11 protein-coding genes and 2 pseudogenes are annotated in these 13,606 nt (G+C 46.5%); 8 read left to right on the forward strand and 5 right to left on the reverse strand.

What is annotated here, in order from left to right:
* Positions 1-112: 112 nt before the first annotated feature.
* Both AC1TO9_RS03410 and AC1TO9_RS03415 read right to left on the reverse strand, forming a co-directional pair.
* On the reverse strand, positions 113-1,054 hold the full coding sequence (locus AC1TO9_RS03410; protein WP_482058318.1) for an aldo/keto reductase: 942 nt from the start codon (positions 1,052-1,054) through the stop codon (positions 113-115).
* A gap of 11 nt (positions 1,055-1,065) precedes the next feature.
* The gene (locus AC1TO9_RS03415) at positions 1,066-1,227 is read right to left on the reverse strand and encodes a hypothetical protein (RefSeq protein WP_482055133.1); all 162 of its coding nucleotides are present in this window, start codon (positions 1,225-1,227) and stop codon (positions 1,066-1,068) included.
* Between AC1TO9_RS03415 and AC1TO9_RS03420 the strand changes: the two are divergent.
* A pseudogene (locus AC1TO9_RS03420) lies at positions 1,199-1,531 on the forward strand (IS1595 family transposase); the annotation flags it as partial. The gene AC1TO9_RS03415 and the pseudogene AC1TO9_RS03420 overlap by 29 nt on opposite strands.
* A gap of 126 nt (positions 1,532-1,657) precedes the next feature.
* Here AC1TO9_RS03420 and AC1TO9_RS03425 read toward each other — a convergent pair.
* A complete protein-coding gene (locus AC1TO9_RS03425; protein WP_482055272.1) occupies positions 1,658-1,873 on the reverse strand; it encodes a hypothetical protein in 216 nt (71 codons plus the stop codon).
* A 101-nt stretch (positions 1,874-1,974) separates the two neighbouring features.
* Between AC1TO9_RS03425 and AC1TO9_RS03430 the strand changes: the two are divergent.
* A pseudogene (locus AC1TO9_RS03430) lies at positions 1,975-2,277 on the forward strand (RNA-guided endonuclease TnpB family protein); the annotation flags it as partial.
* Positions 2,278-2,473: 196 nt separating this feature from the next.
* On the forward strand, positions 2,474-2,638 hold the full coding sequence (locus tag AC1TO9_RS03435; RefSeq protein ID WP_482055134.1) for a helix-turn-helix domain-containing protein: 165 nt from the start codon (positions 2,474-2,476) through the stop codon (positions 2,636-2,638).
* A gap of 126 nt (positions 2,639-2,764) precedes the next feature.
* Here the strand turns inward: AC1TO9_RS03435 and AC1TO9_RS03440 are convergent, their stop codons facing one another.
* On the reverse strand, positions 2,765-4,648 hold the full coding sequence (locus AC1TO9_RS03440) for a sugar-binding protein (protein WP_482058319.1): 1,884 nt from the start codon (positions 4,646-4,648) through the stop codon (positions 2,765-2,767).
* A gap of 389 nt (positions 4,649-5,037) precedes the next feature.
* On the opposite strand from AC1TO9_RS03440, the gene AC1TO9_RS03445 reads away from it, so the two are divergent.
* Both AC1TO9_RS03445 and AC1TO9_RS03450 read left to right on the forward strand, forming a co-directional pair.
* A complete protein-coding gene (locus tag AC1TO9_RS03445; RefSeq protein ID WP_482058320.1) occupies positions 5,038-6,066 on the forward strand; it encodes a LacI family DNA-binding transcriptional regulator in 1,029 nt (342 codons plus the stop codon).
* Positions 6,067-6,161: 95 nt separating this feature from the next.
* Positions 6,162-6,593, forward strand: a complete 432-nt coding sequence (locus AC1TO9_RS03450; RefSeq protein ID WP_482058321.1) for a hypothetical protein — start codon at positions 6,162-6,164, stop codon at positions 6,591-6,593.
* 86 nt (positions 6,594-6,679) lie between these two features.
* Here the strand turns inward: AC1TO9_RS03450 and AC1TO9_RS03455 are convergent, their stop codons facing one another.
* On the reverse strand, positions 6,680-7,825 hold the full coding sequence (locus AC1TO9_RS03455) for a family 8 glycosyl hydrolase (RefSeq protein WP_482058322.1): 1,146 nt from the start codon (positions 7,823-7,825) through the stop codon (positions 6,680-6,682).
* 323 nt (positions 7,826-8,148) lie between these two features.
* Between AC1TO9_RS03455 and AC1TO9_RS03460 the strand changes: the two genes are divergently transcribed.
* The 3 genes from AC1TO9_RS03460 (at position 8,149) to AC1TO9_RS03470 (ending at position 13,461) form a co-directional block, all read left to right on the forward strand.
* Positions 8,149-9,582, forward strand: a complete 1,434-nt coding sequence (locus tag AC1TO9_RS03460; protein ID WP_482058323.1) for a family 43 glycosylhydrolase — start codon at positions 8,149-8,151, stop codon at positions 9,580-9,582.
* A gap of 142 nt (positions 9,583-9,724) precedes the next feature.
* Positions 9,725-11,977, forward strand: coding sequence for a glycoside hydrolase family 95 protein (locus AC1TO9_RS03465; protein ID WP_482058324.1), 2,253 nt, complete (start codon positions 9,725-9,727; stop codon positions 11,975-11,977).
* A gap of 59 nt (positions 11,978-12,036) precedes the next feature.
* Positions 12,037-13,461, forward strand: a complete 1,425-nt coding sequence (locus tag AC1TO9_RS03470; RefSeq protein ID WP_482055141.1) for a glycoside hydrolase family 43 protein — start codon at positions 12,037-12,039, stop codon at positions 13,459-13,461.
* Positions 13,462-13,606 lie beyond the last annotated feature (145 nt).

Genomic DNA, 13,606 nt, shown 5'->3' on the forward strand with positions numbered 1-13,606 from the left:
TGGAGATAAGAATTCAGTTGTTGACGATTGTTCAACATATAACAGTAAAAATCACCGTCAACTGTATCTTTGATTTCTTCAGATACAGTTGACGGTGAGTATATTATATCAATTATTGTTGTTGATCTGCTGTTAGATCAAGCCAGTCCATTTCTGGCTTCGTTAAATTAGTTATTGCGCCTTCGTTGCAAGATGACAGCTCCGCTTCACTGCGTGCTCCAATCAATGCACAAGTTGGAAATGGCTGATTTATCACATAGGCAAGAGCAATTTGTATAGCAGTCAGCCCTTTTTGTTCCCCAAGCTGCTTGGCTCTTCTTAGACGCTCCCAATTAGCATCACTATAAAATACACGGACCAAATCGGCATTTTCTCGATTTTCTGGTGTGAACAGACCTGTAAAAAAGCCTCTAGCTTGCGAGGACCATGATAGTAAAGGCATTTGAACTTCTTCATGCCACTTACAGGTTTCTTCATCTGTGGAAACACAACCTTGCCAGAACGGCTCATTTGTTTTGGCAAGACTTAAGTTAGGGCTGTTGAAAGTAAAACCAGTTAAGTCCGCACGTTTGGCATAGTCATTGGCTTCTTGTATGCGCTGCCAAGTCCAATTCGAAGTACCAATCGCTTGCACTGTGCCAGCCTCAATATATTCATTTAATGCATCAATAATATGTTCTACGGGTGTATTGGGATCATCACGGTGCAGAGCGTAGAGATCAATGTAGTTTGTTCGTAATCTTTCCAAGCTAAGTGAAAGATCATAGGCAATATCTTTTTTAGCTAATCGTTGCCCATGTTGATCATGATGTGCACCTTTGGTCAAGATGACTAATTCGTCCCTATTTCCTCGGTCCTCTAAATATCTACCAATCACTTCTTCACTTTGACCACCGCAATATACATGTGCAGTATCCAAAGAATTACCACCAATTGCAATAAAAGCATCCATATTGTTGCGCACAAGCTCATAGCTGTCATGGACAAAATAATCAGTACCCTTCATCATTCGTGAGACTGGCTTACGGCATCCTGCAATGTGTATATATTCCATAGTAAACACCCCTATACGTTAAGTTCTATTCTCGTTCTTGTCGTAGCCGATGCGATACAAGCATCAATAATCTTCATATTGTAAACCGGATCTACCGCAGCAAAGGGGAGTGGCTTCCCTTGAAGAACTGCTTGCGCAAAGGCATCTGCTTTGCTATGTACGGATACAGCCACGAACTACAAGAAGTTCGCCAAAATAAAGGAACTCAAGCACGAAACGGTAAATGAACGTCAAGAACAACGTGTTAAGAAGGGGATTTATCACATCCAACACGTCAACAACTTCCACAATCATTTAAAGGCTTGGATGGCACGTTTTCAAGGAGTTGCCACTAAGTACCTTGACAACTACCTTTACTGCTTCCGTTGGCTTGACCTTGGCAAGAATTTATCATTTGAAAATCGGGTAGAGCAAATGCTTATTTCAGCGTGCCAAAAATCCAATCACAATACAGTTCAAATGTTGAGAAGTGCATAGTGTTGAAATATAAGAAAAGGATAGCACTTGCTATCCCGTTAAAGATTTCGAATTACATTTTTCAGAGTTTACGTTATAAATCCATTTTTCATTACTTTGTTATTCAAATAACATTATCATCAGAAATTATATCCCATATCTCAGAAGGAAGAAACTTCCTACCCATAGGAAAATTGCTATTTGTGTGATTAGGTACATTGCAAATTCAAAAGTTGTAAGTTTTCTTTCTCGCTTAACTTTCTTTAACTGTCTAACATAAAAGAATGAACATAAAAGTAGTATTGCTATCGAAAGTCCATATATGTTTTCTAAGACACTTATCAAAACAATATCCTCCTCTATAAATATCAATTGTCGCCCAACTCGAAATACTTAATCTCATTATATACGAATAATCTTAAAAGGACATTTTGTAAAAAACAATAATATTTACGAAAACAGCCATTCTTAAAAATCACAAACTGGCTAAAGCCATCAGCGACGTATCATGGTCACAATTCAAGAGTATGATTGAATACAAAGCGAAATGGTCGGGAAAACAAGTCGTTACCGTTGCTAGAAACTTTCCTTCCAGCCAGCTCTGCTCAAGTTGTGGCTACAAAAACATAGATGTTAAAAATCTCAGACTACGTGAATGGGACTGCCCAGAGTGCCATACCCATCATCAAAGAGATATTAACGCAGGAATCAATCTTAAAAATGAAGCCATCAGGCTTCTAACCGTTGGAATGACGGGGATCGCCTAATTAAAAACGAACCGTTAGGTTGGTGTTCTTAGGAATCTCCCACTTCAAACAGACCGTAAGGTCGGTTAAGTGGTGAGTGGTTCTATGAGCAAGCTATTCCTTTAACGGAGCGGAAGCAAGGGGGAAGTAATAAAAAGATATTGGATTTTCTTCCTAATATGCAATCTTCTGCTACCGAACCTTTTCTGCTCGAATATTGGTCAAGCAATGGCTACTGGAGCGCCGTGATAGCTCTATCGGTCAAATCGCGAATGAAGCGGGCTACCCAAGTGTCAGTTATTTCAATAAAAGGTTTATGGAATATGAGAAGATAACCCCCACAACCTATAGAGAGCTTTATGCGATGACGATAGAAACCTAATCTACGCCAATAATGAGGAATAAACGAAACATGAATAGTTGTTTAAATGGGGATTGCTTTTTTTTCGCAGAAGCTCAGGACAATTGGCCCTGAGCTTCTACGTTAAGCATAAGCGATGTCGGTTGCTTAGTTACTGAACAGGTCAGGCAAAATATCGTAAATGTACTGGTTCTGCCAATTCCATGCATGTGTACCGCCGTCAGCTACGAGGAAATAGAAATTCCCCTTCTTCGTATCCGAAGAATAGATGAAGACATCTTTTAATTGCTTCATCTCATCGATCTGAGGCTTTAAGTTTGGATATGCAATATCCAAGTTGCCGGTAGCACTGAAGATGTAATAGTCCTGTGGCTTATATCCGGACTTTCTTGCAACATTCGCAAGGTATTCCGCCGTTTTCGCCGGCTGGAGGTCGCCACCTCGCTGTTCGATTATCCAGCTGTCGCCGCTTAACGGGATATAATATTTGAAATAGTCTAAGGCATGGATAAAGGTATACCATGTAGTCACCGAACCCATGGAGAATCCGCCGAATGCCCGATGCTCTCGAGATGCTTTCAAATCTTCCAAACTTCCGGATTTGGCATAGGTATTGTACTTCTTTTCCACCAACGGAACAATGGTGTCGAGCAGTTCCTCGTGGAAGAGAGCGACATCATTTTTACCGTCATTGACAGTAGGAGTCACTACGATTAGCGGTTCTATGTCGCCTTTGGCAACCATATTGTCCAAGATTTTCTTCATTTCTTTGTTCTGGCCGGGTCCGCCGAAGATGAGATCCTCGTTCTCGCCGCCGCCATGCATCAGATAGAGAACATTGTATTTCTTATTCGTAGCAGAAGCCTCATAACCGGGAGGAAGATAAACGTTCAATTTTTTGTCGTCCATTCCATTCTCTAAATTAGGCGTTTTGTAATGCAAGCTTTCAATTGTTCCAGGTTTGTCGTTCTCCATTCGATATTCATCCGGAACCGGCTTGAAGTATTTCTCATTCGCCGCTTCTTCCGTCATCTCTAACTTACTAATTGCAACTTTTATCGCAGCAAATTGTCCGTCAATTTGTTTCTGGGTGACTTTATGGCCATTGAGCACGCTTTCAATTACAACTTTAGTAATAGCATCCGTTACGATATTGGCATTGTTATAAAGCTTGAAATCTAGCTTCAGCGTACTATTGATCAATTTCAATAGATCATACGGATTTAATCCGCTAACGTCATCCTTTGCCTTTCCGGCAAACAAAACTTCGCCGAATTTCGTCGGATCGTTCCATGTAGTGCCCGTTGCATCAAACACATTAAGGGTACCAGCTCGCTCCGTTCCTAAGGCATCGTTAATCTGCAATTCAATTCCGAGTACAGTTCCGTTTTTCGGTTTTGTCTTCAGAGCAATTCTCGATTCGATAACATATCCGTCTTTCACTTTTCTCGCTTCCGTATAATACAGGTTGGCATCTCCGTTGTCCACAGACAGCGCATTCTCATAATTAACGCGGAAATGCAGGTCATCCGCGCCATATTCTTTTGTCTTGTCGTTGTTCTCGTCTAGGAATATTTCCACTGAATCTTGCATGTACGGTGTTCCGGATTGGACGGATAAGTTTTTATCTTTGACTTCTGCAAGAATATAAAGCGCGCGGTCATCCCATAACGCTTTGAACGTAGCCGATGTATCGATATTGCCGGATACATGCTTAGGTAAGACCGGCTGCGCCTTATTCCATAGAGGATCAACATTTCCGTCAATGGTTGGTGAACCGAAATAGGCTACCATTCTTCCATTGGAATCCAAACCATTCTTATCAACGGATATTTTGCCAGGGTCTGATTTCACAGGTGCCTCCTTAACTATGATTTTTGCTGTGATGACTTCCTTCTGTTTGAATGCCGGTTTGGACTTGGCTGTAGCTGCAGAGACGTCAGGCATTGGACCGAGAAAATTCATGAATACCAAGGATACAATAATTAACATCATCATAATGGGTTGCAACAACCTTGTTCCATTCTTCAAAATGTTCTCCTCCTTTTAAATTCGAGAGTCAGTGCGTCTGTCACGCACCGGGTCCTCTCACCGCTCTTCAGAATCCCAAATTATCTTCCTACGAACAACATTAGATTGGCATCTTGCTTTCAACAATCACTACCTTTCCTATTAGCATTTTCGTTTTAGCTTACGTGTGAATCGTAACGCCAGCTGTTTAAAAAGTCAATATTGTATTGGCAGTGAAATGTTAAAAATTCGGAACATAGATGTTACATGGTAAAAGCGTCGGAAATACGATTACGCCGGCGAATTAGGAGCATCCGGAGGAAGGGTAGAGAACAAGAGGTGCATTCTTGACAATAGCGGTTTCATTCCGTATAAATGGAGTATTACTACTGGGAATGGGACGGATGAGTATGTCAACAATTAAAGAAATCGCGGAACGAACGAAGCTTTCAACAGGGACGGTCTCCATCGTGCTCAACGGCCGCGGCGACGAATTGCGGATTTCGAAAAAAACGCAACAGCTGATTCTGGAAGCTGCGCAGGGAATTGGATATTTGCCCAACGTCTCGGCAAGAAGGCTGAGACAATCGAATGCCCGGAACATTCCGGCCATTGCTACCTTCTGGCCCTCTGACCTTTCATCGGATTTGTTGGGGCGGTTCATTGTGGGTGCTCAGAGCTCGATTCTGGAGCAAGAATTTGAATTCGATATGACAATCCAGCCATACAAGCGGAAGCACATTCACAGAATTAAGGAGATTTGCGACCAAGGCAGCTATCATGGAGCGATATTGACGGGCATCTCCGCAGAGGAGCAACGTTACCTGGAAGAACATCCGTTAAGCGTGCCGACCGTAATCTTTAATCGCAAGAGCAGCAGCTATAGCTGCGCCTATGTAGATACGTATGAGATTGGCAGCAAGTCGGCTGAATTGTTCGCGGTTCGCGGGCATAAGAAGGTCGGTACGATTGTGCCGGATTATCTCGTTAACTCGGAGAACAATCTGCGCTTCAGAGGATTTGTCGAGTCGTGCATGAGGTATGGACTCGAACTGGAGGAGCGGCATATCCAATCTGCTCCGATGACGATGGAGGGCGGAAATGTGGCAGCCAAGAAGATTGTGGAGGGAGGCGGTGACCTACCAACCGCGATGTTCTTCCCACTGGGGCTCATGGCCGTCGCAGCCCTTCCTGAATTCCACAGCGCAGGTATCCGAATTCCCGACATGATGGAAATCTTGACGTACGGGGACCATGATGCAGAGAAATACAGCTTTCCGTCCCTTTCGACGGTGAAACTGCCCGTTGAAGAAATGGCTGACGCATGTATCCGCTTGGTCATGGAGCGGATTCTCGATCCTTTGGGCAAACCGAAATCGATCGTGTTCGAGACGCCGTTCATCTTCCGCGAGTCTTGCGGGGGCTTCGGGCACGAGTAATGAAAGTACTCCCCCCCATATGGCTCAGCGAGCCGCGCTTGATTGTTGGGATGAATTCGTATTTCAAAGTCAAAGGAAAATAAGGAGGTAGGAAAATGACAGAAAATAAAAAAATGTTCATATGGGCTATAATACCATTTGTTTATGGCTTTTTTTCAAACACCTTTGTAATAGTACCTTCATTGTTGACCCAACTTGTCTTTGCAGTCTTTTGGTTCTGGGTCGGAATGAAGATTTCCCGTTTAAGTGGAAACAAAGTTAAGAATTTTTTAATTGGAAATAGTTTTTGGTTACTTTCGTTTTTACTATTTTTATGGCAATTCGTACTTTTAGAGGATGAAAGTAGAAGCCTATCATTAGCACTTTTCAGTCAACATTACATGCTTTCATTTATATGGTCAGGTGCAAAAATAACCTCATTTTTTACAGATGTATTGTATGGAACAACTATTACAATCATTGCATACTTTTCTATGTTACTGGTGTTTACGGTTGGTTATCTAGTTGGTAAAGTAAGAGCTAGTTGAATTATTATAAAAAAAGAAATCGTTCCCTTGGGATGGAAGGCGGTGCTTCCATATTAACCAAAGGGCGATTTCTTTTTATTATTTATTTAGGAATAGATACGATAGTTTCCGCTTAGAGCCAGTAAGCTGAAGAAGTATAGGCAGTTGTCGTAATACCGGCGGTCCCCGGTGCGTAGCGGTGTATCCCAGAACAACTTGACGAAATATTCTGAATCCGGTCCATCTGCAGCCAGAGAGGCCATGGCTAGGGTTGAAAGAAGGCCGATAGGATGCAGGGATGGCTCCTCAAAGGACTGGCCGTCAATAGTGTAGCGCCGGTAATCGGTAACTTCAATGTTTCGGAAAAAATGTTGAATTCGGTTAGACTGCCCCACCTGCCAAGGGTCGCTACGGAACCATTCATAATCCAGCCCGATGTTGGCCGCGACTCGGTAAGCATCACTGAAGAAGTGGCGGAAGTCTCCATGCGGCTGGGGTTCCGTTGGGGTTCCGTCATAGTTGGCATATTCGGGGGAAAGGCCGGTTTCCGGATGGCAAGCCGTATGCAAATAGGCTCTGCTTCGGGCTGCGGCTTCTTTCCAGAAAACGCTATCCTGTTCATCCGCCTGCAGGGCAAATAATTCATAGAAATGCGGCATATGGTAGGAGGGATCACTGAAAGGGGTCTCAGGAATGAATTTAATTAGCTTCGTCTCCGGGTCCCACATTGGATCGCCTTCTCCGTCTTCCCCTTTATGCACACATGCGCGTAGAATGATTCTGGCCTGCTCGGAATAGTTGAACGGCTCGGCGCCGTCACCCCAGCGCTTGGAGGCAAAGAACAGCGCCATTGCGAAAAATTCTTCCCCGTCCGGCGCCGGACCGGGCGACAGTCGTGTTCCGTCCAACTTGCAGTGCCAGGCAAAATAATCTTTGTATCGTCCTTCCGTATGTTGCATATATACCTTGGCGAACTTCCAGAGCCGGTCGAATTCCTCCTTCTTGTCCATTTGAACAGCCATCATCATCCCGTAGGACATGCCCTCCGTCCGCACATCTGTATTACCTGTATCCACGATATATCCCTTATCGTCATCCATAGGATGGTAGATTCGGACATCGGGCGCACCGTAGAACAATTCGTTCCAGGTGTCGTCAAGCCTTTGCTCGATCGCCTCTTCCGACAATCCGTTCTCCTGAAACAGGTTTCTGTATTCTCCGGTATAGAAGGAGCCTTCTTTAAAGAAATTCATAACAATCCTCCATTGGATAAGTTTTGCCCAAAGTATAACATAACCGGAGGTGTAGAAATTAAAGCATTTCCTTAAGAAATTATAGGTGATTCAGCCTGTCATTCGCTCCACAACTCATTTTTCCGTACATCGCCTATAATCTAAGAATAGATCAATGTTAAGTGGCAATATGTCATGGACTTTATTCAAGTTGCTTTACTATACTGTAAGGGACAATCTGTTAAGCAAGAACAATAACCGGTATTGGATGTGGCATGACGATTATTCCATGGAAGTGATTGTGAACGCATAAACAGACAAAATTAATAAATGACAAGGGTGAAATGAAGATGGAAAAAAAACAAGGATTAAATCCGTATCTCCCATCCTGGGAATATATCCCCGATGGTGAGCCGAATGTTTTTGAAGGCAGAGTGTATATATATGGCTCGCATGATCGTTTTAATGGGCACGCTTTTTGCTTGAACGATTATGTATGCTGGTCGGCGCCGGAGGACAATCTGGCCGATTGGCAGTATGAGGGCGTAATCTATCAGACTACGGATGACCCTCTTAATCCGGAAGGCAACATGTGCCTGTATGCTCCCGATGTTACGGTGGGACCGGACGGGCGGTATTATCTCTATTATGTGCTTGACAAGGTTCCCGTCGTTTCGGTGGCTGTCTGCGACAAGCCGGGCGGTAAGTATGTGTTCTACGGCTATGTAAGATATGCCGATGGAACACGTTTGGGGGAGAGAGAAGGCGACGAGCCGCAGTTTGACCCAGGCGTGCTGACCGAAGGAGAGAACACCTATCTGTACACCGGATTCTGCGCGTTTGGAGACCAATCCCGACATGGCGCAATCGCAACGGTGCTTGGCCCGGATATGCTCACGATTATCGAAGAACCTGTATTTGTTGCGCCGAGCCAGCCTTACAGCAAGGGAAGTGGATTCGAAGGATATGAGTTCTTTGAGGCTCCTTCTATCCGCAAAAGGGGAGATACCTATTACCTTATCTATTCCTCTATTTCCATGCATGAACTGTGCTATGCGACCAGCCAGCATCCGACCAGAGACTTCACATACCAGGGAGTCATTGTAAGCAATTGTGATCTTCATATTGATACGTACAAGCCGGCGAACCAACCGATGTATTATGGCGGCAATAATCATGGCAGCATTGTTGAAATCAACGGTGAATGGTACGTTTTTTATCACAGGCACACCAATGGTACGGCATTCTGCCGACAGGGCTGTATCGAGCGAATCGAATTCCGAGAGGATGGAATTATTCCACAGGTGGAGATCACATCCTGCGGTTCGAACGGAGGGCCACTTGAAGGCCGGGGGGAATATCCGGCATACCTGGCCTGCCATTTGTTCTGCAAAGATGAGGAAATGTATACGGGTGGTTTTGGCCCTACTGGAGCGTGGATGGACAGCCGTTTTCCGAAGATTACCCAAGACGGCAGAGATGGTGACGAAGAAATCGGCTATATTGCCAATATGACAGATTCGGCTACGGCCGGGTTTAAATATTTTGCGTGTGAGGGAGTCACTAGAGTCAAAATTAAGGTACGCGGATATTGCCAAGGTGCGTTTGAAGTAAAAACGTCGTGGGACGGACCGGCTATCGGAAGGATACCGGTAGGCTTCACAAATGTCTGGAAGGAATACGCTGCGGAAGTGGCCATTCCTGACGGCGTGCAAGCGTTGTATTTTACGTATACCGGCAACGGCAGCGCCGGTCTGGCCTCAATTACTTTGGAATAACGAAGAGGGGGTTCTGAATTGTTGCTGTGATGTACCGGTATAACATAAGCGCGGACCAGTATAAGACTGCCGCAATCCATTTTTATGATTCTTTGTGCGGAAGAACACTTGCTAGCTAGAAGATTAAAGGAGTGTACCAATTATGATAAACACGGGACACAGGCAGCGATTGTGGTACAGCCAACCTGCAGGAGAGTGGAACGAGGCATTACCGATAGGGAATGGGCGGTTCGGTGCCATGATTTTTGGCGGTACGGCCGAAGAGAAGCTGCAGCTAAATGAGGATTCCGTGTGGTATGGAGGTCCGCGTGATCGAAACAACGAGGATGCGCTGCTTCATTTGCCCGAGATTCGTAAGCTGATTATGGAGGGAAGGCTGCGGGAGGCGGAGGAGTTGGCAGCAATGTCGATGGCAGGACTTCCTGAAGCGCAACGGCACTATTTGCCGCTTGGCGAATTGCTGCTATCGTTTGGCGGCCACGGGCAGCCTGTCGAGGACTACAGGAGAGTGCTGGATTTGGAGCACGGCGTTTCCCGGATCAAATACCGAATCGGCGAGGTGAGTTATACCCGCGAAATGTTTGCTAGCTACCCGGATCAGGCCATTGTCATACGAATCTCCACCGACAATAAGGATGGAATATCCTTAAAGGCGAGGTTTAACCGCCACAACTGGAGATATCTGGAGAAAACGAGAAAGTGGCAGAACAATGGTCTGGTTATGAGCGGTGATTGCGGCGGCAAAGAGGGTAGCTCCTTTGCCGCTATCCTGAAGGCAGTCACGGAAGACGGCCTCTGCCGAACCGTCGGCGAGTATTTGCTTGTGGATGGGGCAAGCTCGGTTACGCTGCTGCTTGCCGCAGGAACCTCGTTCCGCCATCCTGATCCGGACCTTTACGCCAAAAGACGGCTGGTGGAACTGAGTCAGGTTCCCTATGAAGAGCTACTGGCCCGGCATACCGCAGATTACCGCGGACTGTATGGGCGGGTGGAGCTGATGCTGCCAGAGAACCCGCACCAGAGCGAGTTGCCGACCGACGAGCGGCTGAAGCGGTTTCAGAAGGGGGAGGAGGACAATGGTCTGATAGCGACCTATTTCCAGTATGGCCGCTATCTGCTGATCTCTTCCAGCCGTCAAGGCTCCTTGCCCGCAAATTTGCAGGGTATCTGGAATGACAGCTTCACCCCGGCCTGGGACAGCAAATTCACGATCAATATCAATGCGCAAATGAATTATTGGCCTGTAGAAATCTGCAACCTGGCTGAATGCCATGAGCCTTTGTTTGATCTGGTTGAGCGGATGAGGGAACCGGGGAGGGTCACGGCCAGGGTCATGTACGGTTGCCGGGGGTTCACGGCGCATCACAATACGGATATCTGGGCAGACACGGCGCCGCAGGATACCTACTTGCCGGCTTCCTTTTGGCCGCTGGGTGCCGCCTGGCTGTGTCTGCATTTCTGGGAGCATTACCAGTTCAGTCAGGACCGTTATTTCCTGGCGCAGGCGTATGAGACGATGAAGGAGGCGGCACAGTTTCTGCTTGATTATTTAATGGAAGACGCCAAAGGCCGTCTGATAACCTGCCCTTCCGTCTCCCCTGAGAATACCTATAAGCTGCCAAACGGTGAGTCAGGAGTGCTCTGCGCAGGGGCTTCGATGGATTTTCAAATTATAGAAGCGCTGTTTGGTGCCTGCATCCGCAGTGCAGAGATTATCGGTGTGGACGAGGCGTTCCGCGAAGAACTCGCTTCCGCTCTGGAGCGTCTTCCCAAACCGCAAATCGGAAAGTATGGCCAGATCCAGGAGTGGATGGAGGATTATGAAGAGGTGGAGCCGGGGCATCGCCACATCTCCCATCTCTTTGCGCTTTATCCCGGCGAAGCAATCAGCTTGGAGCATACGCCGGAATTGGCTCAAGCTGCGCGTACAACACTGGAACGCAGGCTTGCGAACGGCGGTGGTCACACCGGCTGGAGCCGGGCCTGGATTATTAACTTTTGGGCCAGATTGAAGGATCAGGACAAGGCCTATGCCAATGTCCGGGCTCTTTTACAGCATTCAACGCTGCCTAACCTGTTTGATAACCATCCGCCGTTTCAGATAGACGGAAATTTTGGAGGGACGGCGGGGATTGCCGAGATGCTGCTGCAAAGTCACACCGAAAAGATTATGCTGCTGCCCGCTTTGCCGCAAAGCTGGAGCGAGGGAAGCGTCAAGGGTCTGCGGGCAAGGGGTGGATATACCCTCGATTTTGCCTGGACAGAGGGGCTTGTTACTGAAGCGATTGTAACTTGCACAGTTTCTGGCCATTGTCGCTTAGATGCTCCCGGCCTTGCCCCCGTTTCGTTCACAGGACAAGCCGGGTGCTCCTATACGTTCACATCAAAGGGATAAATATGATGGAACCCTTGGCCTAATGAAGTTTGAATATATAAAAAAATGGAGGAAATCAAATGACATTTCAATTGAATCAAGCAATCGGAAAGGTTCCGCCTAATGGTAATCCGGTAGTTGCAAACAGATATGGGGCCGATCCATATGTATTGGTGTTCGAAGACCGGGTCTATCTGTACATGACCAATGACGCGCTGGAGTACGACGGAAACGGTGTGGTAAAAGAAAACACTTACAGCAGCATCAACAAGATTGCGGTAATTTCCTCTAGTGATTTGGTCAACTGGACCGATCATGGCGAAATTGCGGTTGCAGGACCGGAAGGGGCGGCTAAATGGGCTACCCAATCATGGGCGCCTGCAGCGGTCCATAAGGTGATCGACGGCAAGAATAAATTTTTTCTGTATTTCGCCAATAATGCCAGCGGCATTGGCGTTTTGTCGAGCGACAGTCCGGTGGGGCCATGGATTGATCCTATCGGTGAGGCACTCATTTTGCGTTCGACTCCGGGAGTTGAGGACGTCACTTGGCTTTTCGACCCGGCGGTTCTGGTTGATGATGACGGCAAGGGGTATATCTATTTCGGAGGCGGAGTGCCGGAAGGAGAATACGCAGAGCCAGGTACGGCACGGGTGATGAAGCTTGGAGATGATATGACCAGCGTAGTGGGGACTGCAGAGGTTATTCCTGCCCCGTTCATGTTCGAGGATGCCGGAATACATAAACGGGAAGGTGTCTACTATTATACCTACTGCTCAAATTTCTATGATGGGGAACGTCCGGAGGGCAGCCCTCCTGCGGGAGAGATTGCGTATATGACGAGCGACAAACCGATGGGTCCCTGGATATATCATGAGACGATATTAAAGAATCCGGGACACTTTTTCGAAGTGTCAGGCAATAACCATCATGCGATTTTCCAATTTCATGACGTATGGTATATCGCCTATCACGCACAAACCTTGTCCAAAGCACAGGGGATTGCGAACGGCTACCGTTCGACGCATCTCAACCGCCTTAATCATAACGAAGATGGTTCCATTCGGGAGGTTGAAGCAGACTATAAAGGTGTGAAGCAAATCCAATTCTTAAGCCCTTATCAACGCGTGCCAGCGGCTACGATAGGGTGGAGTGCAGGCGTATATACGGAAACTCATGCAGACCTGGGACAACGAAGAGTAACGGGAATTGACAATGGCGACTGGATTGGATTATCAGGGGTAGATTTCAGTAAAGGTGCTGTGGCATTCAGTGCTTCTGTCATAAGCCTTGAGGGCAGCGGAACTATTGAACTTCATCTGGATGACCCGGCAGGTCTATTGATTGGCGAACTGTCGGTTCCCGCTGCCAATGGGCCGGAACAACAGGTGGAGTTCATGACGGAGGTTAGCGGAGCAGAAGGGACCCGCGATTTGTATCTGGTGTTTACGGGTAAGACCGGGACAGAATTATTTAAGCTCGTATCATGGCAGTTTATGGAGTAGAGGAATTCATCCTAGGAAAATTATTTTGGACGATGATCTGGGCTACCATAATAACGATGTGGCGCAAGGTGGCATTGGCTTGTCATTTCTTCGGATAGATCAATTAATGGTCAGTAAATATCATTGTTTGAATTTCAGGGTTTCT

The organism is Paenibacillus sp. Y916, from assembly GCF_056786435.1.

What these genes read in the sequence shown, in the direction of transcription:
- AC1TO9_RS03410 (WP_482058318.1), bottom strand. Translation starts at nt 1,054, where the DNA reads ATGGAATATATACACATTGCAGGATGCCGTAAGCCAGTCTCACGAATG.
- AC1TO9_RS03445 (WP_482058320.1), top strand. Translation starts at nt 5,038, where the DNA reads ATGTCAACAATTAAAGAAATCGCGGAACGAACGAAGCTTTCAACAGGG.
- AC1TO9_RS03450 (WP_482058321.1), top strand. Translation starts at nt 6,162, where the DNA reads ATGACAGAAAATAAAAAAATGTTCATATGGGCTATAATACCATTTGTT.
- AC1TO9_RS03455 (WP_482058322.1), bottom strand. Translation starts at nt 7,825, where the DNA reads ATGAATTTCTTTAAAGAAGGCTCCTTCTATACCGGAGAATACAGAAAC.
- AC1TO9_RS03460 (WP_482058323.1), top strand. Translation starts at nt 8,149, where the DNA reads ATGAAGATGGAAAAAAAACAAGGATTAAATCCGTATCTCCCATCCTGG.
- AC1TO9_RS03465 (WP_482058324.1), top strand. Translation starts at nt 9,725, where the DNA reads ATGATAAACACGGGACACAGGCAGCGATTGTGGTACAGCCAACCTGCA.
- AC1TO9_RS03470 (WP_482055141.1), top strand. Translation starts at nt 12,037, where the DNA reads ATGACATTTCAATTGAATCAAGCAATCGGAAAGGTTCCGCCTAATGGT.